This is a genomic window from Streptomyces sp. 1-11 (genome assembly GCF_007176755.1).
Classification (GTDB): domain Bacteria; phylum Actinomycetota; class Actinomycetes; order Streptomycetales; family Streptomycetaceae; genus Streptomyces.
Map to the genome: position 1 here is coordinate 58,479 of NZ_BJTV01000018.1, position 19,668 is coordinate 78,146.

The 19,668-nt window shown below is 72.7% G+C and carries 16 protein-coding genes and 1 other RNA gene; 13 read left to right on the forward strand and 4 right to left on the reverse strand.

From position 1 onward, the window contains the following. Positions 1-201 precede the first annotated feature (201 nt). From TNCT1_RS30050 to TNCT1_RS30065, 4 genes are all read left to right on the forward strand, one after another. Positions 202-1,890 (forward strand): serine/threonine-protein kinase, encoded by a 1,689-nt coding sequence (locus tag TNCT1_RS30050; RefSeq protein ID WP_143638360.1) that lies wholly within the window; start codon positions 202-204, stop codon positions 1,888-1,890. 111 nt (positions 1,891-2,001) lie between these two features. Then, positions 2,002-3,225, forward strand: coding sequence for a serine/threonine-protein kinase (locus tag TNCT1_RS30055; protein WP_143638362.1), 1,224 nt, complete (start codon positions 2,002-2,004; stop codon positions 3,223-3,225). Between the two features lie 106 nt (positions 3,226-3,331). After that, entirely contained in the window at positions 3,332-4,438 is a 1,107-nt protein-coding gene (prfB, locus tag TNCT1_RS30060; RefSeq protein WP_143638364.1) for a peptide chain release factor 2, read from the forward strand. A gap of 290 nt (positions 4,439-4,728) precedes the next feature. After that, positions 4,729-5,583, forward strand: a complete 855-nt coding sequence (locus TNCT1_RS30065) for a hypothetical protein (protein WP_143638366.1) — start codon at positions 4,729-4,731, stop codon at positions 5,581-5,583. A gap of 94 nt (positions 5,584-5,677) precedes the next feature. On the opposite strand, the gene TNCT1_RS30070 is transcribed toward TNCT1_RS30065, so the two are convergent. Then, on the reverse strand, positions 5,678-5,869 hold the full coding sequence (locus TNCT1_RS30070; protein WP_143638368.1) for a hypothetical protein: 192 nt from the start codon (positions 5,867-5,869) through the stop codon (positions 5,678-5,680). A gap of 233 nt (positions 5,870-6,102) precedes the next feature. On the opposite strand from TNCT1_RS30070, the gene ftsE reads away from it, so the two are divergent. From ftsE to ssrA, 5 genes are all read left to right on the forward strand, one after another. After that, positions 6,103-6,792 carry a cell division ATP-binding protein FtsE gene (gene ftsE / locus TNCT1_RS30075; RefSeq protein WP_020940379.1) on the forward strand — a complete coding sequence of 230 codons (690 nt, stop codon included), beginning with the start codon at positions 6,103-6,105 and terminating at the stop codon, positions 6,790-6,792. A 43-nt stretch (positions 6,793-6,835) separates the two neighbouring features. Beyond that, on the forward strand, positions 6,836-7,753 hold the full coding sequence (ftsX, locus tag TNCT1_RS30080; RefSeq protein ID WP_143638370.1) for a permease-like cell division protein FtsX: 918 nt from the start codon (positions 6,836-6,838) through the stop codon (positions 7,751-7,753). Between the two features lie 68 nt (positions 7,754-7,821). Beyond that, complete coding sequence (locus TNCT1_RS30085) at positions 7,822-9,000, forward strand: S41 family peptidase (RefSeq protein ID WP_174266502.1); 1,179 nt, start codon at positions 7,822-7,824, stop codon at positions 8,998-9,000. 57 nt (positions 9,001-9,057) lie between these two features. After that, complete coding sequence (gene smpB / locus TNCT1_RS30090; protein WP_143638372.1) at positions 9,058-9,537, forward strand: SsrA-binding protein SmpB; 480 nt, start codon at positions 9,058-9,060, stop codon at positions 9,535-9,537. Positions 9,538-9,677: 140 nt separating this feature from the next. After that, positions 9,678-10,063: a transfer-messenger RNA gene (gene ssrA, locus TNCT1_RS30095) on the forward strand. A gap of 77 nt (positions 10,064-10,140) precedes the next feature. Here the strand turns inward: ssrA and TNCT1_RS30100 are convergent. The 3 genes from TNCT1_RS30100 to TNCT1_RS30110 form a co-directional block, all read right to left on the reverse strand. Next, the gene (locus TNCT1_RS30100) at positions 10,141-11,415 is read right to left on the reverse strand and encodes an amidohydrolase (protein WP_143638374.1); all 1,275 of its coding nucleotides are present in this window, start codon (positions 11,413-11,415) and stop codon (positions 10,141-10,143) included. A gap of 194 nt (positions 11,416-11,609) precedes the next feature. Next, positions 11,610-12,278 (reverse strand): trimeric intracellular cation channel family protein, encoded by a 669-nt coding sequence (locus TNCT1_RS30105; RefSeq protein ID WP_143638376.1) that lies wholly within the window; start codon positions 12,276-12,278, stop codon positions 11,610-11,612. 84 nt (positions 12,279-12,362) lie between these two features. Continuing rightward, positions 12,363-13,619, reverse strand: coding sequence for an MFS transporter (locus TNCT1_RS30110; RefSeq protein ID WP_143638378.1), 1,257 nt, complete (start codon positions 13,617-13,619; stop codon positions 12,363-12,365). A 97-nt stretch (positions 13,620-13,716) separates the two neighbouring features. Between TNCT1_RS30110 and TNCT1_RS30115 the strand changes: the two genes are divergently transcribed. The 4 genes from TNCT1_RS30115 to TNCT1_RS30130 all read left to right on the forward strand — a co-directional run bounded on the left by TNCT1_RS30115 (position 13,717) and on the right by TNCT1_RS30130 (position 19,611). Then, positions 13,717-14,685, forward strand: coding sequence for a LysR family transcriptional regulator (locus tag TNCT1_RS30115; protein ID WP_143638381.1), 969 nt, complete (start codon positions 13,717-13,719; stop codon positions 14,683-14,685). A gap of 228 nt (positions 14,686-14,913) precedes the next feature. Next, complete coding sequence (locus TNCT1_RS36470) at positions 14,914-16,047, forward strand: hypothetical protein (RefSeq protein ID WP_235902964.1); 1,134 nt, start codon at positions 14,914-14,916, stop codon at positions 16,045-16,047. 16 nt (positions 16,048-16,063) lie between these two features. Beyond that, entirely contained in the window at positions 16,064-18,241 is a 2,178-nt protein-coding gene (locus TNCT1_RS30125; protein ID WP_143638383.1) for a glycosyltransferase, read from the forward strand. Positions 18,242-18,417: 176 nt separating this feature from the next. After that, entirely contained in the window at positions 18,418-19,611 is a 1,194-nt protein-coding gene (locus tag TNCT1_RS30130; protein WP_143638537.1) for an acyltransferase, read from the forward strand. Positions 19,612-19,668 lie beyond the last annotated feature (57 nt).

The following is a 19,668-nucleotide window of genomic DNA, read 5'->3' on the forward strand; positions in this document are numbered from 1 at the left end:
TCACGTGCGGCACCCGGCAACCAGGAGACCGGGGCGAGCGTCTTCCCCTCAAACCGGAACCCACGGGCCCGGACTCCGACGGGCGAGGTCCGGGCGGACCGGCGAACATCGTCGGGAACGCTTACGTAGTGCCCAGTGGACCGGCACTACAGTGGGTCGGCATACGGAACACCGGCAAGCAAGCAGCAGGGAGCGCGTGACGTGCGGCCAGTCGGCAGCAAGTACCTGCTCGAGGAGCCGCTCGGACGCGGCGCCACGGGCACCGTCTGGCGTGCCCGCCAGCGCGAGACCGCGGGCGCCGAGGCGGCCGTGCCGGGCCAGCCCGGAGAGACGGTCGCGATCAAGGTCCTCAAGGAGGAGCTGGCGAGCGACCCGGACATCGTGATGCGCTTCCTGCGCGAGCGCTCCGTCCTGCTCAGGCTCACCCACCCGAACATCGTGCGGGTCCGCGACCTGGTCGTCGAGGGCGATCTGCTGGCCCTCGTCATGGACCTCGTCGACGGTCCCGACCTGCACCGCTACCTCCGCGAGAACGGCCCCTTCACGCCGGTCGCCGCCGCGCTGATGACCGCGCAGATCGCCGACGCCCTCGCCGCCAGCCACGCCGACGGCGTGGTCCACCGCGACCTGAAGCCCGCCAACGTGCTGCTCCAGCAGTACGACGGCCGCATGCACCCGATGCTGACCGACTTCGGCATCGCCCGCCTGGCCGACTCCCCGGGCCTGACCCGCACCCACGAGTTCGTCGGCACGCCCGCGTACGTCGCGCCGGAGTCCGCCGAGGGCCGCCCGCAGACCTCCGCCGTGGACATCTACGGCGCGGGCATCCTGCTGTACGAACTGGTCACCGGCCGCCCGCCGTTCTCCGGGGGCACCGCCCTGGAGGTGCTGCACCAGCACCTGAGCGCCGAACCGCGCCGCCCCTCCACCGTCCCGGACCCGCTGTGGACGGTCATAGAGCGCTGCCTGCGCAAGAACCCCGACGAGCGGCCCAGCGCGGAGAACCTCGCGCGCGGGCTGCGGGTCGTGGCCGAAGGCGTCGGCGTGCACGCGAACGCCGCGCAGATCGCCGCCGCCGAGGGCGTGGGCGCCCTGCTCGCCCCCGACCCGGCCCCGGCCCCCGTCCCGGGGGCGCCCGGCGCCGCCGACCCCACCCAGGTGCTGCCCACCAACGCGCCGCGGGGGGCGTACGACCCCAACGCCGCGACCAGCGTGCTGCCGCACACCGGCGGCCCGGCCGGCGCCGCCGACCCCACCGCCGTGCTGCCGAACACCGGCGCCGCCGACCCGACGGCGGTGCTGCCGAACACCGGCCCGCAGGGCGGGCAGCCCGACCAGCCGCACCCCTGGCAGAACCAGCTGCGGGCCGCGCGGGACCGCAACGAGCAGACGCAGGTCCAGTACCTCGGCCCGGACGAGGACCCGCTGCGCCGCCGCCCCCAGCGGCAGGTGGCCCGCCCCCAGCAGCAGCCGCGCCAGGCCCCGCAGGGGCGCCCGCAGCAGCCGCAGCCCCGCGGCCGGCAGCAGCCGCACGCCGCGTACGGCTACCCGGACCAGCAGCCCCAGCAGTACGCCCCGCAGCGGCAGCCGCAGCGCCAGCCGCAGCGGTACGCGCCCCCCGCCCCGGAGCCGCAGCGGCCCGCGCGCGAGCCCCGGGCGCCGCGGCAGCGCAGCGCCAACCCGATGAAGATCCCCGGGCTCGGCTGCCTGAAGGGCTGCCTGTTCACGATCGTCATCCTGGTCGTCGCGAGCTGGCTGGTCTGGGAGCTGACCCCGCTGCACAGCTGGGTCGGCCAGGGCCGGGGTTACTGGCAGCAGCTCAGCGACTGGGCCGGCCAGGTGGGCGACTGGGTCAAGCAGCTCGACGGCTCCTCCACAAGCGGCAACTGAACGCGAGTTTGGGAATTTGTCGACATCCGGCGGGTGATTTCCGCCCCGGCGGTGAAGGTTGGCTCCTCCGGCGCGTAGTTTTGAGGACAACACGCGTCGGTAGGAGCAGTCTTGGCACGGAAGATCGGCAGCCGGTACACCGCCAACCAGATCCTGGGGCGGGGCAGCGCCGGCACGGTGTGGCTGGGTGAGGGGCCGGAGGGGCCCGTCGCGATCAAGCTGCTGCGCGAGGACCTCGCGTCCGACCAGGAGCTCGTCGGGCGCTTCGTGCAGGAGCGCACCGCGCTGCTCGGCCTCGAGCACCCGCACATCGTCTCCGTGCGCGACCTGGTGGTCGACGGCAACGACCTGGCCCTGGTGATGGACCTGGTGCGCGGCACCGACCTGCGCACCCGTCTGGAGCGCGAGCGGCGGCTCGCGCCCGAGTCGGCCGTGGCGATCGTCGCGGACGTCGCCGACGGGCTCGCCGCGGCCCACGCGGCCGGGATCGTGCACCGGGACGTGAAGCCCGAGAACATCCTGCTGGACATGCAGGGCCCGCTCGGCCCCGGCGGGTCCCACCCGGCACTGCTCACCGACTTCGGCGTGGCCAAGCTGATCGACTCCCCGAAGCGGACCCGCGCCACGAAGATCATCGGCACCCCGGACTACCTGGCCCCGGAGATCGTCGAGGGCCTGCCCCCGCGCGCCGCCGTGGACATCTACGCGCTCGCCACGGTCCTCTACGAACTCCTGGCCGGCTTCACGCCGTTCGGCGGCGGCCACCCCGGCGCGGTGCTGCGCCGGCACGTCACCGAGACCGTCGTACCGCTGCCCGGCATCCCCGAGGAACTGTGGCAGCTCCTCGTGCAGTGCCTGGCCAAGGCGCCCGCCTCCCGGCTGCGCGCCTCGGAGCTCGCGGCCCGCCTGCGGGAGCAGCTCCCCCTGCTGGCCGGGATGCCCCCGCTGGACGTGGACGAGCCGGACGCCGAGTCCGCGGAGGAGGCCGAGGACCCGGTGGTGCGCGACCCGGCCGGCGGCGAGCCGGTGCGGCGGCGCGGCGCGGTGTCCCTGGTGCCCGGCGCCAGACCCGACTCCAACCGGGACACCCACACCTCGATGCGGGTGCCGGCCCCGGACGAGCTGGCCGGCGGGGCGCACGGCACGGCCCGGATCCCGCGCGCGACGGGCGCGCCGCGCCCGGGCTCGGCCCGGCACCGGGCGGCGGTGCGGCGGCGCCGGATCACCCTGGGCGTGGCGGGGGTGGTGCTGGCCGCGGCCGTCGGCGTGGGGGCGTGGGCGGCGACGTCGGGAGACGAGCCGCCGGCGGACACCCACAGCACGTCGACGCCCTGACCACCGGGCGGCACGGCACCGGCGGGGCGCGGGCGGCACCCGCGCCCGGGCGGCTCCGCCGAGCCGCCCTGCCCTGGCCGCTCGGCGGAGCCGTTACGCTGGATGCGTGGCAGTCGTCGATGTATCCGAAGAGCTGAAGTCCCTCTCCTCGACCATGGAGTCGATCGAGGCCGTCCTGGACCTCGACAGGCTGAGGGCAGACATCGCCGTGCTCGAGGAGCAGGCGGCCGCGCCGTCCCTGTGGGACAACCCGGACGAGGCGCAGAAGATCACCAGCAAGCTCTCCCACCTCCAGGCCGAGGTCAGGAAGGCGGAGGGGCTGCGCGGCAGGATCGACGATCTCGCCGTCCTCTTCGAGATGGCCGAGGAGGAGGACGACCCGGACACCCGCGCCGAGGCCGAGTCCGAGCTGACCGCCGTCCGCAAGGCGCTGGACGAGATGGAGGTCCGGACGCTGCTCAGCGGCGAGTACGACTCCCGTGAGGCGCTCGTCAACATCCGCGCCGAGGCCGGTGGCGTCGACGCCGCCGACTTCGCCGAGAAGCTCCAGCGCATGTACCTGCGCTGGGCCGAGCAGCGCGGCTACAAGACCGAGGTCTACGAGACGTCGTACGCGGAGGAGGCGGGCATCAAGTCCACCACCTTCGCGGTGCAGGCGCCGTACGCCTACGGCACCCTCTCCGTCGAGCAGGGCACCCACCGCCTGGTGCGCATCTCGCCCTACGACAACCAGGGCCGCCGCCAGACCTCCTTCGCCGGTGTCGAGGTGCTCCCCGTCGTGGAGCAGTCCGACCACGTCGAGATCGACGAGTCCGAGCTGCGGATCGACGTCTACCGCTCCTCCGGCCCCGGCGGCCAGGGCGTGAACACGACCGACTCCGCGGTCCGCATCACCCACCTGCCCACCGGCATCGTGGTCTCCTGCCAGAACGAGCGCTCGCAGATCCAGAACAAGGCGACCGCGATGAACGTCCTCCAGGCGAAGCTGCTGGAGCGGCGCCGGCAGGAGGAGCAGGCCAAGATGGACGCCCTCAAGGGCGACGGCGGCAACTCCTGGGGCAACCAGATGCGGTCCTACGTGCTGCACCCGTACCAGATGGTCAAGGACCTGCGCACCGAGCACGAGGTCGGCAACCCCGAGGCCGTCTTCAACGGCGAGATCGACGGATTCCTGGAGGCCGGCATTCGCTGGCGCAAGCAGGCCGAGAAGTAACCTTGTCGACATGACAACTGCCGCCCCCGAGGCGGCAGTTGTCATTTGTCTGGGTTTTACATCACACTCACGGGTTCCAAGTCGCGGCAAACGCCGCCCGGTCGGACATTGCGCCCGCAACGACCTTGACGATGCCTTGAAAACTCGGAAGGGTGAAACGCGGCATGCGTATCTCTGGGGCGCATGTGAACCGGGGGAATTGACGCGGATCTCGTCACGGCTGCCTCCGTCGATCACGGCACGCCCCATGCGCCGCCTCATTGACGACAGCTACTGGGGGTAGCAACCACATGACGAAGAAGACGCGGATCCGGGTCGCGCGGATAGCCGCCGGCGCCGTGATCGCGGCCGGCGCCTCGCTCACCGCAGCGGGCGCCGCCTCCGCCCTGGACCTCGGAGTCCAGGCGGGGCCGCTCACGCTGGGTGTGAGCACCGAGGGTGGGGAAGACGAGGGGACGACTGGCGACTGCCCGGTCAGCATCTGCACCGACGGTGGCACCACCACGACCGGCGGCACCACCAGCACCGGGGGCACCACCAGCACCGGTGGCACCGCCATTGGTGGCACCGTCACCATTGGTGGCACGACGTCGACCGGTGGCAGCACGTCGACCGGTGGCACGACGTCGACCGGTGGCACGACGTCGACCGGTGGCACGACGTCCACCGGTGGCAGCACGTCGACCGGTGGCACGACGTCCACCGGTGGCAGCACGTCGACCGGTGGCACGACGTCCACCGGTGGCAGCACGTCGACCGGTGGCACGACGTCGACCGGTGGTACCGCGACGGGTGGGACCACCACGACGGGCGGCAACGGCGGCGGTCACGGCAACGGCGGCAACGGCAACGGTGGCGGCAACGGCAACGGCGGTGGCTCCAGCAGCACCGGCGGCGGCAGCTCCACCGGCGGCAGCGCGCCCCAGGGCGGCGGCAACGACAACGCCGCCCAGGAGGAGGGCTCCTCCGCCCTCACCGACACGGGCTCGGACACCACGGCCCAGGGCGGCGACAAGCAGCTCGCCGAGACCGGTGCCGGACAGACCGCGTTCCTGCTGGTCGGCGCCGCGACGATGATCGCCGGCGGCATCGGCTTCCGCTTCCTGCCGCGGCTCGTGAACGGCCGGGGCGGCGCCGCCGCCTGAACGTAGCCGTACGGCGACGTTCCGCGCACAGCGCACGTGACGAAGGGCCCGGAGCTTCGCGCTCCGGGCCCTTCGGCCGTCTCGTCCGGTCTTCCTACGCTGCCTGGTGGGCGAGCAGCGCCACCGCGGCGATCAGCACCGCGAGCAGCGCGATCAGCGCCATGGGGTTCAGGCCCGCGAAGAAGCCCTCCTGCTGCAGCCGCTCGCGGTTGGCACGGCACACGGGGCACCGGCCCTCACTCACGGGCGACGCGCAGTTCGCGCACACCAACCGGTCGTACGTCATGCGCTCGCCCTCCTTGCACCGGCCTTCACACGTACAACGCACCCGGGAACCAGAACGTTCCCCCCTCCACTGTGCCAGGTTCCCCCACAAGAAGCGCGGGCGCTCCGGGAAGCCCGAATCCGGTGCTGTACAAAAACGCACAAGCCGCTACCAACCGCGACCGGGCCCTGCGGGGGGACTCCCGGTTCGCGTATGGTCACGCTCATCTACCCCCGGCGACCCGTGGTGCATCCGTGATCCGATTCGACAACGTCTCCAAGGTCTACCCCAAGCAGACCCGCCCAGCCCTCAGGGATGTCTCCCTGGAGGTCGAGAAGGGCGAGTTCGTCTTCCTCGTGGGATCCTCAGGCTCCGGCAAGTCGACCTTCCTGCGGCTCGTCCTGCGCGAGGAGCGGTGCAGCCACGGCCAGGTGCACGTCCTGGGCAAGGACCTCGCGCGCCTCTCCAACTGGAAGGTGCCGCAGATGCGCCGCCAGTTGGGGACGGTGTTCCAGGACTTCCGCCTGCTGCCCAACAAGACCGTCGCCGAGAACGTGGCCTTCGCGCAGGAGGTCATCGGCAAGTCGCGCGGCGAGATCCGCAAGTCCGTGCCGCAGGTGCTCGACCTCGTCGGGCTCGGCGGCAAGGAGGACCGCAGGCCGGGTGAACTGTCCGGTGGTGAGCAGCAGCGCGTGGCCATCGCGCGGGCCTTCGTCAACCGGCCCAAGCTGCTGATCGCGGACGAGCCGACCGGCAACCTCGACCCGCAGACCTCCGTCGGCATCATGAAGCTGCTCGACCGCATCAACCGGACGGGCACCACGGTCATCATGGCGACGCACGACCAGAACATCGTGGACCAGATGCGCAAGCGCGTCATCGAGCTGGAGAAGGGCCGCCTCGTCCGCGACCAGGCCCGCGGCGTCTACGGCTACCAGCACTGACCGCCGCCCCAGTCACGTCCACGGAAAGGCTAGATCCGACGCCATGCGCGCCCAGTTCGTCCTGTCGGAGATCGGTGTCGGTCTCCGCCGCAACCTGACGATGACCTTCGCCGTCATCGTCTCCGTCGCCCTGTCCCTGGCCCTCTTCGGCGGCTCCCTGCTGATGAGCGACCAGGTGAGCACCATGAAGGGCTACTGGTACGACAAGGTCAACGTCTCGATCTTCCTGTGCAACAAGAGCGACGCGCAGTCGGACGTCAACTGCGCCAAGGGCGCGGTGACCGAGGACCAGAAGAAGCAGATCCGTACCGACCTCGGCAAGATGGCCATCGTCGAGAAGGTGACCTACGAGTCGCAGGACGAGGCGTACAAGCACTACAAGGAGCAGTTCGGCAACTCCCCGCTGGCCGGTTCGCTGACGCCGGACCAGATGCAGGAGTCGTACCGCATCAAGCTCAAGGACCCGCAGAAGTACCAGGTCATCGCCACCGCGTTCAACGGGCGTGACGGAGTGCAGTCGGTGCAGGACCAGAAGGGCATCCTGGACAACCTCTTCCAGCTGCTCAACCTGATGAACCGGGCGGCGCTCGGCGTGATGGCGCTGATGCTGCTCGTCGCGCTGCTGCTGATCGTCAACACCGTGCGCGTCTCGGCGTTCAGCCGCCGGCGTGAGACCGGGATCATGCGCCTCGTCGGCGCCTCGGGCTTCTACATCCAGGCGCCGTTCATCATGGAGGCCGCGGTCGCCGGGCTCATCGGCGGTGGCCTCGCCTGCATCTTCCTGGTCGTCGGGCGGTACTTCACCATCGACCACGGCATGGCCCTGTCCAACAAGCTCACGCTGATCAACTTCGTCGGCTGGGACGCGGTGTTGACCAAGCTGCCGCTGATCCTCGCCACCAGCGTGCTGATGCCCGCTCTGGCTGCGTTCTTCGCGTTGCGCAAGTACCTGAAGGTGTGACGCATCCCAAGAGGGTCGTACGGGCTTCCGTCCGTACGGCCCTTGGCAGTTGTCCTAGACTCGCCGCCATGTCAGGCCGTGACCCGTTCTGTCAGCCCCGCCGCACCGGCCGCGGGGCCGCCCTGGCATTGGTCTTCGCCTGCGCCCTCGTCGCCGGCGCCGCCACCGGCTCCTTCCCGGACACCGGCCAGGGCGCCCGGTCCGGCCCCAAGTCCGCGTCGGCGCCCGCGCCTTCGGCCACCCGTCACGAGGCCGTACGGCGGGCCGCCGCCAAGGCGATGGCCGACGGCAAGTCGCCCATGGAGGCCGCCGAGCGGGCCGTCAGCCGCAGCGGGGACCGCTGGGGGGCCGTCTACTCCGAGAACGAGTACCAGGAGTTCCTGGAGGCCCTGGACGGCCAGTACACGGGCACCGGGCTGTTCGCGCGGGCCGAGCCGGACGGCCGGATCGAGGTGAGTCGGGTGCAGCCCGGATCGCCCGCGGCCGGCGCCGGGATCCGAAGGGGCGACCGGCTGCGCAGCGTCGACGGCACGGACGTGGCCGGGCGGCCGGTCACCGACGTGGTCTCGTTGCTGCGCGGCGACGCCGAGGACGCGGCCGCCGGCACGACCGTGAGGCTCGGCCTCCAGCGCGGCGCGCGCGCGTGGACCGAGACCCTGCGCCGGGCCAGGCTGTCCACGGACCCGGTGACCGTACGCGAGCTGCCCGGCAGGGTCACCGTCATCAAGGTCGCCGCCTTCACCAAGGGATCCGGCGACACCGTGCGGGCCGCGGTGCGCCGGGCCCCGGCCGGCGCCGGCGTCGTCCTCGACCTGCGGGGGAACTCCGGCGGCCTGGTCACCGAATCCGTGGAGACCGCCTCCGCCTTCCTCGACGGCGGCCTTGTCGCCACCTACGACGTCGACGGCGCCCAGCGCGCCCTGCACGCCGACACCGGCGGCGACACCACCCGGCCCCTGGTCACCCTGGTCGACGGCGGCACGATGAGCGCGGCCGAGATGCTCACCGGCGCCCTGCAGGACCGGGGCCGCGCGGTGGTGATCGGCACCCGCACCTTCGGCAAGGGCTCCGTGCAGATGCCCACCGAGCTGCCCGACGGCTCGGTGGCCGAGCTGACCGTGGGCCACTACCGCACCCCCGCCGGCCGGGCGGTGGACGGCCGGGGCATCACCCCCGACCTGGAGGCGGGGCCGCAGGCGCTGCGGCGGGCCGAGACGGTCCTGGGCGGTCTCGGGGATCCCTCGTAGCCCTCGCGTAATGCGCTTCCCCCGCACCCCCTCCATGGTGCGAAAATGGTCGGCACTATGGCTAAGGAAAAAGGGCGCAAGCTGATCGCGCAGAACAAGAAGGCGCGGCACGACTACCTCATCCTCGACACGTACGAGGCCGGTCTCGTGCTCATGGGGACCGAGGTGAAGTCGCTGCGCCAAGGGCGGGCCTCGCTCGTGGACGGGTTCGTGCAGCTCGACGGGCACGAGGCGTGGCTGCACAACGTGCACGTGCCGGAGTACAGCCAGGGCACCTGGACCAACCACAGCGCCCGGCGCAAGCGGAAGCTGCTGCTGCACCGCGACGAGATCGACAAGCTGGAGGCCAAGTCCCAGGAGACGGGTCACACGATCGTGCCCCTCGCGCTGTACTTCAAGGACGGCCGTGCCAAGGTCGAGATCGCGCTGGCGAAGGGCAAGAAGGAGTACGACAAGCGCCAGACCCTGCGCGAGAAGCAGGACCGGCGGGAGGCGGACCGGGCGATGTCGGCCGTCCGGCGCAAGCAGCGGGCCTAGCCTCCGGACCGGCGCGACTGGCGCGACCGGCGCGACCGGCGGGAATAGGCTGGCACCGACCCGCGTTGGTCACGTACGATGGCAACGCACCCCATGGAGGGTGCGCGCCCCCTCTCCGGAGGGGATTGAAAAATCAACATGGGGATGATCGGTTTCGACAGCGGATGTCGAAGCAGGGGAAGCGTGTCGAGGAAGCGGCCATGATCTCGTAAACCACAGGCCGAAAAAAATAATCGCCAATACCAAGCGCGATTCCTCCTCGTTCGCCCTCGCTGCCTAATTAGCAGCTAGCGAACTCTCATAGGAGTGTCAGCCCGGGGCTGTTCCCGACCCGGATCCTGGCATCAGCTAGGGGACTAAACCTTGATCCCGGTCACGGGGTGAAGAGGGAAACCAAACAGTGACTGGGCCCGTCGGCGACTTGTTCGCGTGATCGCCGGGGCCGAGAAAAGCGAAGCGGACTGCACACGGAGAAGCCCTGGTTCCGCACCGTTGGACGCGGGTTCGATTCCCGCCATCTCCACTCATCCCATGTAGGCAAAGGCCCTGTCGCTCCCGAGCGGCGGGGCCTTCGTCGTCGTCCCGCGCGCACGGTCCGGGAACTCACGCGCCGTCCCGTGCCGCCAGCCGGCTCAGCGTGGCCGTGACCAGCGCTCGTACGCCCGTGTCCAGGGTGGGCTGGAGGACCGGCGCGAACCGGGAGCTGTGGTTGACCGGGATGTCCCGCGCCACCGTGCCGCCCCGTCGGGCCGCCTCGTAGGCGTCCGGGTCGACGCAGCCGAGGGCCCAGTAGGTGTACGGGACGCCGAACGCGTCCGGGATGCGGCTGAAGTCCTCGCTGGCGCTCTGCAGTTCGGCCGTGCCCGCGTGCTCCCCGAACACCTCGGCGAAGGCCGCGGCCACCTCGCGGGTCGCCGCCGCGTCGTTGACGGTCGGCGGGAAGCGGGTGCCCTCCTCCACCTCGGGCTCGCGGTCCGCTCCGGAGGCGGCGCACTCGGCCGTCACGATCCGGCGCACCGCGGCCAGGACGGCCCGGCGGGTCTCCTCGTCGTAGGTGCGCACGTTCAGCAGCAGCTCCGCCGACTCGGGGATGACGTTGCCGCTCGTGCCCGCCTGTACGGAGCCCACCGTGAGCACCGCAGGCCGGGTGGCGGCCAGCTCGCGCGAGACGATCGTCTGGAGCCGCACGACGATCATCGACGCCATCACCACCGGGTCGATCGCGGCCTGCGGCGCCGAGCCGTGGGCGCCCCTGCCGTGGACGGTGACGCGGATGTTGTCCGCGGCCGACAGGAACGACCCGGCGCGGGTGCCGACCCGTCCCGCCGGATAGGGCAGCACATGCTGGGCGAACGCGACGTCCGGCCGCGGCACCAGGTCGGTGAGTCCGTCGGCGAGCATCCCGTCGGCGCCGTCACCCGGTTCCTCGGCCGGCTGGAACAGGGCCACCAGCGTTCCCCGCCACGCGTCCCGGGCGGCTGCCAGCAGCCGGGCCGCGCCCAGCAGGCAGGTGACGTGCATGTCGTGGCCGCAGGCGTGCGCCACCGGCACCTCCCGGCCGGACGCGTCCTTGCCGACGGCCTTGCTGGCGTACGGAAGGCCGGTCTCCTCGCGCACCGGCAGCGCGTCCATGTCGGCCCGCAGCAGCACCGTCGGACCGTCCCCGTTGGCCAGCACGCCGACCACGCCGGTGCCGCCGACCCCGTCGTGCACCTGGAAACCGCAGCTCCCCAGGCGTTCCGCCACCCGGGTCGCCGTCCGGTGCTCCTGGTGGCCGAGCTCCGGGTGGGCGTGCAGGTCCTCGTAGAAACCCTCCAGTTCGGGCCGGATGCCGCCGAGCCCGGCTACGACCTCGTCCACGCGATCCTTGATGCTCATGGCTGTGTGGTGCTCCTCTTCCTCGATGGCTGGCGCCCCCGCCCGTCCCGCGCCCGTTCCCTTCGGCCCGCCCCGCCCGGCCCAGCCCGCCCCGCCCCGCCCGGCCCGTTCGCCCCGCCAGCCCCGCCGGTCCCGCCAGCTTCGCCCGTCCCGCCCGGCCCGCGCTCCCGCCGCCCGGCCCCGGGCGCGTCGGGTCACGAGCCGCGGCCGCGCGACGCCGGCGGCCGCCAGTCGCGGCTGCCCGGCAGCCGCCAGCCCCGGGTCAGCGCGGCCAGCCGCAGCGAGACGCCCAGCACGATCCCGGCCAGGATGCCGACGACGGGCACGCCGAGCCGGCTGCACAGGACCATCACCCCGCTCACCAGCACGGCGACGGTCGCGTACAGCGGGTTGCCGCCGAAGATGGCGGGGGTGCGGGCCAGCAGCAGATCCCGGATGGCGCCGCCGCCGACCGCCGTGATCGTGCCCAGCAGCACGGCCGGCAGCCAGCCGAGACCGACCGAGAGGGTCTTCTGCGCCCCGGCGATCGCCCAGACGCTCAGCGCCACGGCGTCGAGCATGTTGAAGGCCCAGCCGGAGGTGTGACGGCTCAGGTCGGCCATGAAGGCCAGCAGGGTCCCCGCGGTGGCGACGGTGAGGTAGCTGTAGTCCGTCAGGGCGACGGGCGTCCCGTGCTGCAGCAGGGTGTCGCGGAGGATTCCGCCGCCCAGGCCGGAGACGATGCCGATGACCAGGAAGCCGAAGAGGTCCAGCCGGCGGCTGCGCGCCAGCACCCCGCCGAGCGTGCCGTTGGCGAACACCCCGCTCAGGTCCAGTACCCGGGTCACTTCGGTCACGTTCTCCGGTGACAGCCAGCCGGCCACGCATCAGCACCTCCTCCGCCACGCACCGCCGACCCGACCATCGAACCAGCCGGAGCGCCCGCTCGCCCGGTGAGTGTCCGCCCGTTACGCCGGCGCCCGTCCGGCCGCCCGCGTGCGCCGCTGCGACACGCCGATGACCAGGGCCAGGGCGGCCGCGGCCGCGGGCACCGCGAAGCCCGTCGCCGGCGAGCCGTGCTCGGCCGCCCAGCCGCCGGTGGCCGAGCCGCAGGCGATGCCGGTGAGCAGGCCGGTGACGACGAGGCTCATGCCCTCGTTGAGCCGGCCGGCCGGGGTGCGGGACTGCACCAGGGTCATCGCGGTCACCATCGTCGGCGCCGTCGCCATGCCCGCCACCAGCAGCGCGCCCCCCAGAACCACGAGGGACCCGGTGGTGGTGGCGGCCAGCCACGGCAGGGTCATCAGGACGGCCATCGCGAGCAGGCAGCGGGGCAGGCCGAGTCCGGCCGGCTTCAGGGCCCCGTACAGCAGACCGGCCGCGCACGAGCCCGCCGCCTGCAGCGCGAGCACCAGGCCGGCCGCCGCCCGGTGCCCCTGGGCGTCGGCGTACGCGATGGTGACGACCTCCATCGAACCGAACACCATGCCGGTCGCCACGAAGCAGGCGAGCAGCGCCGGGATCCCCGGGCTGCGCAACGGCGACCGGGCCTTCGAACGGGCCTGCGGCGGCGGCTCGGTCGCCCGCTGCGCGGTGAACAGCAGCATGCCGGCCAGCAGCAGGACGGCTCCGGTGAGCGTGCCCGCCTCCGGGAAGAACGTGCCGGTCAGGAAGGAGGCCAGCACCGGGCCCAGCATGAAGCACAGCTCGTCGGCGGCCTGCTCGAAGGAGTTGGCGGTGTGCAGGGCGGCGGAATCCTCGCGCAGCAGGTGGGCCCAGCGGGCGCGGGACAGGCCGCCGATGTTGGGGGTGGCGGCGGTGGCCGCGTAGGCGGCGAACAGCGTCCAGTCCGGGGCGTCGTAGCGCACGCACAGCAGCAGGGCGAGGCTGCCCAGCACGGCCGTGAGGGTGGCCGGCACGGCTACCCGGGCCTGCCCGTGCCGGTCGACGAGCCGCGCGATCCACGGCCCGGCCACCCCGGTCGCCGCGAGGCCGACGGCGGTGACGGCGCCGGCGAGCGCGTACGAGCCCCGGGCCCCGGCGATCATCACGACCGCGCTCACGCTGAACATGCCCATCGGCAGCCGGGCGACGAGGTTGCCCGCGGTGAAGGCGAGCGTGCCGGGGCGGGAGAAGAGCCCGCGGTATCCGCGGAGCCGCCCCGCCCCCCTCTCCAAGTGCTGCCCGTCCGGTATCCGGCTTTCTTCGGCGGTCTGTCTCGGCATGGTGCAACGGTGGCCCGGAGCGGATCACCCGGTCCAACACCTTCTCGGGGCCGACTCACGCGTCCGCGTTGTGAATCGGCGAGGTAGATTCGCCGCCATGCCCGCTCCCGCCGCCATAGAACCGCGCCTGCTGCGCGCCTTCGTCGCCGTCGCCGAGGAGCTGCACTTCACCCGGGCCGCGGCCCGCCTGTACGTGGCGCAGCAGGCACTGAGCCGGGACGTGCGGCGGCTGGAGCGCGAGCTGGGCGCGGAGTTGTTCGTACGGACCACCCGGCAGGTGACGCTGACCGCGGACGGCGAGCGGCTGCTGCCGCACGCCCGGCGGGTCCTGGCCGCCCAGGACGACCTGCTCGCCGCCTTCGGCCAGGCCAGGCCGCTGCTGGTCGACCTCAACTCCGCCGGCCTGGTCACCGGCCGCCGGGTGCTGCACCGGGCCCGGGAACTCGCCCCGGAATGCGAGCTGATGGCCCGCTACGAGAGCGGTCTCACCGGAGCGGCGGCCGAGTTGCTGGCCGGCCGTCTTGACGTCTCCTTCGGGCGCTTCGCCGGCCTCGACCCGGCCCTGCGGTCGGGGCTCGCGCAACAGCCGGTGCGCTACGAGCCGATGGCCGTCGTGCTGCCCGACGACCACCCGCTGGCCGCCCTGCCGGAGGTGCCGCTGGCGGCGCTGGCCGGGGAGACGGTGTACGCCGGGGCGGGCAACCCGCGCACCCGGGAGTGGACCGACCTGGCGCTCCGTCTCTTCGAGGGACGCGGCATCCGGCTCGCGCCGCCCCTGCCGCTGCCGGTCGGCGACGAGGAGTTCGAGCGGATCATGGCCAAGACCCGGAACGCGATCCTGGCGGTGGTGGGCTTTCCGGCCATGCCCCGTTCGGTGCTGCGGCCCCTCGTCGATCCGGTCCCGCTCTCGCCCGTGTCCCTTGTCTGGCGCAAAGGGCTGACTCACCCCGGTCTGGCGGCCCTACGCAGGGCCGCGAGTGACATCGCGCGGGCCGAGGGATGGCTGAGGCGCCCCGCCGACCGATGGATTCCAGCCGCGGATGATGATGTGATGGGCGTCCATTAAGCGGCACGTGGCGAACACGGATCCTCCGCATGCGCTACATTCATGGCCCGAGCACGGTGTGGTAAAGGGGGCGCTCGGGCTGGGTGGGGGCCTGGTTCGAACGGCGGGTGCTCGGTGTCGATGCGCACCCGGAACTGTCCCGTGGGGGGATGTGCGCACGTGAAAGAGTGGCGAGAAGACGCCCAACCGGAGTGGCCCGAAACCGCATCCGCGCCCTGGAGCAACCATGTGACGGGTGGTCACACCCAGGTCCGCCCGGATTCCGGGGCCCTCCACGGCGGCGGCCACCCCCAGTTCCCGTCGGAGACCGGGCCCCCGCACGGCGGCGGTCACCCCCAGTCCCACCCGGAGACCGGGGCCTTCCACAGCGGCGGTCACCCCCAGGCCGGTCACACGTCCGGCGCGGCGTTCCCGTACCCCGGTGCGGCCCCCGGCCCCGGTGCCTTCCCGGCCGCCGGGATACGCCGGGGCGGACGAGCCGCCCCGACCGAGGCCGACGGGACGGCCGTACTCCCGCGGGCCGGCGACCACTCCGCCCCGGACCTCCGCCGCGCCGCGGAGCCCGGCGGCACCCGCTCCCACGACCCCGAGCAGACCACGGTGCTGCGCCGGGTGCGGGTCGCGGACCTCGCCGGGCCCGGTACCGCCGAGCCCCGGCACACCCCCTGGGAGGAGCCCCTCCCCGGCATCCCCGCCCAGCCCACCGCCGCCGACCCCACGCACGACCCGCACGAGGTGACGGTCCAGATGGACGCCGTCCAACTCGGCGACGTCCGGCTGAACCCGGTCCCGGGCGCCGCGCGCGGCGCCCGCCGCGAGAGCGCCGACGGCCCCGTCTTCGTCGACGAGTCCGGCCGCCGCAGCCGCACCTTCCGCCGCCTCGGCATGCTCGTCGGCCTCGCCTGCGCGGTGTACGCCGTGATCATCGTGGCGACCCTGTTCTCGGGGAGCTCGGACGCGCCGTGGGTCCCGGTGCCCGGCCAGGACGAGAACGCGCCGGCCAGCCAGGTGGACGCCCCGCCGCTGCCCAGCGCCTCGACGGACCCGACGCCGGGGAGCGGCGCCCCCGCCGGCTCCGCCGAGTCCCCGGCGGCGCCCGCCGGCGCGGTACCGGGCACCGTCGGTTCCACACCGGGTTCCGGATCGGGCACGTCCGCGGGCGAGGAGCCGGCAGCCGGCACGTCCGCCGGCCCCGGCGCCGGGCAGCCGTCCACCTCCCCGGTGTCCCCGGCCGGTTCGACCCCCGCCCCGTCCACCCCGGGCACCGGCGCCTCTCCCGGTCCCTCGCACTCCACCGCCGGTGGCAAGGGGCGCGAGGCCCACCACCCGGTCTTCCCCACCACCCTGCGTCCCCACCTCTGATCAGCGAAGCCGCCCCATGCCGTCACACTCCCGTCCCCGTTCCTCCCTGCCCAGGCGCAGATGGCTCCCCCTGCGCTATCTGCTGTCCGTCCTGGTCCTGATCGCCACGCTCGCGATGCTCATGCTGCGCGGCTACGTGCACAACGAGATCCTCGCGGACTTCCGCGTGCGGCCCGAGGCGGCCAGCGACAAGGTGCCCGAGAAGGTGCTCGACGGCGGCCCGGTCATCGACACCCGGGGCGGCCGCACCGGCAGCCTGCGGGTGCCCGACCACCGCATCGTCCTCACCTTCGACGACGGCCCGGACCCGGTCTGGACGCCGAAGGTCCTCGACATCCTCAAGAAGCACCACGCGCACGCGGTCTTCTTCGTCACCGGCTCCATGACCTCCCGCTACCCGGAGCTGGTCAAGCGCATGGTGGACGAGGGCCACGAGGTCGGCCTGCACACCTTCAACCACCCGGACCTGTCGTACCACTCCGAGCGGCGCATCGACTGGGAGCTGTCCCAGAGCCAGCTCGCGCTGGCCGGAGCGGCCGGTATCCGCAGCTCCCTGTTCCGGCCGCCGTACTCCTCGTTCGCCGACGCCATGGACGACAGGTCCTGGCCGGTGACCAAGTACATCGGTGGCCGCGGCTACCTCACCGTCGTCAACGACACCGACAGCGAGGACTGGCGCCGGCCCGGGGTCGAGGAGATCATCCGCAAGGCCACGCCCAAGGGCGGCAAGGGCGCGATCGTCCTGATGCACGACTCCGGCGGCGAGCGGCACCAGACGGTCCAGGCGCTGGACCGGTTCCTGCCCCAACTCCAGTCGCGGGGCTACCGGTTCCAGAACCTCACCGAGGCGCTGGACGCGCCGAGCGCGTCCACCCCGGTCACCGGCCTGGACCTGTGGAAGGGCAAGGCCTGGATATTCCTGGTGCAGGCGTCGGAGCGGGCCACCGGAGCCCTGGTCGTGTGCCTCGCGGTCATCGGCTCCCTCGTGCTCGCCCGTTTCGGCGGCATGCTGCTGCTGTCCGCGCTGCACGCCCGCCGCACCCGCCGGCGCGGGTTCCGCTGGGGACGGCACCCCGTCACCGAACCCGTGTCGGTGCTGGTCCCGGCCTACAACGAGGCCAAGTGCATCGAGAACACGGTCCGTTCGCTGATGCGCAGCGAGCATCCCATCGAGGTCGTCGTCATCGACGACGGGTCCACCGACGGCACGGCCCGCATCGTCGAAGGGCTGGGACTGCCCAACGTACGGGTGATCCGGCAGCTCAACGCGGGCAAGCCCGCCGCCCTCAACCGCGGTATGGCCAACGCCCGTCACGACCTGATCGTGATGATGGACGGCGACACCGTCTTCGAGCCGGCCACCGTGCGCGAACTGGTGCAGCCCTTCGCCGACCCGCGGGTCGGCGCGGTCGCCGGCAACGCCAAGGTCGGCAACAAGGACACGCTCATCGGCGCCTGGCAGCACATCGAGTACGTGATGGGCTTCAACCTCGACCGCCGCATGTACGACGTCCTGCGCTGCATGCCGACGATCCCGGGCGCGGTCGGCGCCTTCCGCCGCTCGGCGCTGGAACGGGTCGGCGGCATGAGCGACGACACCCTCGCCGAGGACACCGACATCACCATGGCGATGCACCGCGACGGCTGGCACGTGGTGTACGCCGAGAAGGCCCGGGCCTGGACCGAGGCCCCGGAGTCCGTCCAGCAGCTGTGGTCCCAGCGCTACCGCTGGTCGTACGGCACCATGCAGGCGATCTGGAAGCACCGCCGCGCCGTCGTCGAACGCGGTCCCTCCGGGCGGTTCGGCCGGGTCGGCCTGCCCCTGGTGTCCCTGTTCATGGTCGTGGCCCCGCTGCTGGCCCCGCTGATCGACGTCTTCCTCGTCTACGGCCTGGTCTTCGGGCCCACCGAGAAGACGATCGGGGCCTGGTTCGGCGTCCTCGCCGTCCAGGCGGCCTGCGCGGCGTACGCCTTCGTCCTCGACCGCGAACCGCTGACGCCACTGGTCTCGCTGCCCCTGCAGCAGATCCTCTACCGCCAGCTCATGTACGTCGTGCTGCTGCAGTCCTGGATCACGGCGCTCACCGGCGGCCGCCTGCGCTGGCAGAAGCTGCGGCGCAAGGGCGGCGTGTCGGCCCCGCCGGCCGCGCCCGTTCCCGGACCGCCGGTGGCGGGCGGGAGGCCGGCCCGGTGACGACGCCCCCCTTCGGCCCCGGACCGCGGCCGGGCGCCCGGCCGCCGGGGCCCGCCCACGAGCCCCTCGCCACGCGGCCCGCGTGGACCGCGGCCCCTCCGCCCGCCCCGCCGGCACCGCTCCCGACGACGACCCAGGAAGCCCAGCACGTGACCGTACCCACCCTGCCGTCCGCCATGGACGAGCCGGCCCCGCCCGCCGAGCCCGGGCAGCAGCGGCGCACCCCGGTGCGCGACCGGTACTTCGACCTGCTGCGTGCGGTCGCGCTCTTCCGGGTGGTCTTCTACCACTTGATGGGCTGGGCCTGGCTGCCGGTCGTGTTCCCGTCCATGGGCGTGATGTTCGCGCTGGCGGGCAACCTCATGGCCCGCTCGCTCAAGCGCCCGGCGGTGCAGGTCGTCCGCAGCCGCCTGCGCCGTCTCCTGCCGCCGCTGTGGCTGCTCGGCGCCATCGGCGTGACCGGCATGGTGCTGCAGGGCTGGAGCCCGGGCGACGACGGCCACCCCGGCTGGTGGTGGCTGCACCTCGGCTTCTGGATCCTGCCGGTGAGCGACCCGCCCTACGCCGAGGGCCTGCGCGGCATCCACGGCATCCTCGGGGAGGACTGGGGATCCGAACTGGCCGGTCCGCTCTGGTACATCCGCGCCTACCTCTGGTACGTCCTGCTGTCCCCGTTCCTGCTGAGGGCGCTGCGGGCGCTGCCCTGGGCGACCATCCTGTCGCCGATCGCGCTCTCCGCGGCCTTCGAGTTCGGCTACCTCAACCTGCCCGGTGAGCGCATCCCCTCGGCCCTCACCGACTTCAGCACCTTCGGCGCCTGCTGGATCCTGGGAATGGCGCACCAGGAAGGCGTCCTGAAGCGCATCCCGCGCTACATGGTCCCGTCCGTGGCCCCGGCCATCGCGCTCCTGGGCCTGTGGTACGCCCTGACGCACGGCTTCAAAGAGGGCCACGACCTGGACGACATCCCGTTCGCGCAGTCCCTCTGGTCCTTCGCCACCGTGCTGCTGCTCCTGCACGTCAGCCCGTCCTGGACCCAGTGGCCGCGCTGGCTGCGCCCCTTCGACCGGCTGATCACCCTGCTGAACTCCAGAGCGGTGACGATCTACCTCTGGCACAACCTGTGCATCCTCGTCGCCGCCACGCTGTGGGACCAGTTGTGGCAGTTCGACGTGATGGACCTGCACTTCTCCTGGCTGCTGGAGAGCCCCTGGCCGGTTCTCGCGATCACCTGGATGTTCATCGCGAGCTGCATCGTCTGGTTCGGCTGGGTGGAGGACCTCGCCGCCAAGCGCAGACCGCGCCTGTGGCCGGACGGCTCGGCCCCCAGGCGCCGGCGTCCGCGCGACGCGGCGCACCGGGCGGCCTGAGCGGCCCGACCGCACCGGCCCCCCCGGCCCCGGCAGGCGCCCTCACGGCGCCCGCGC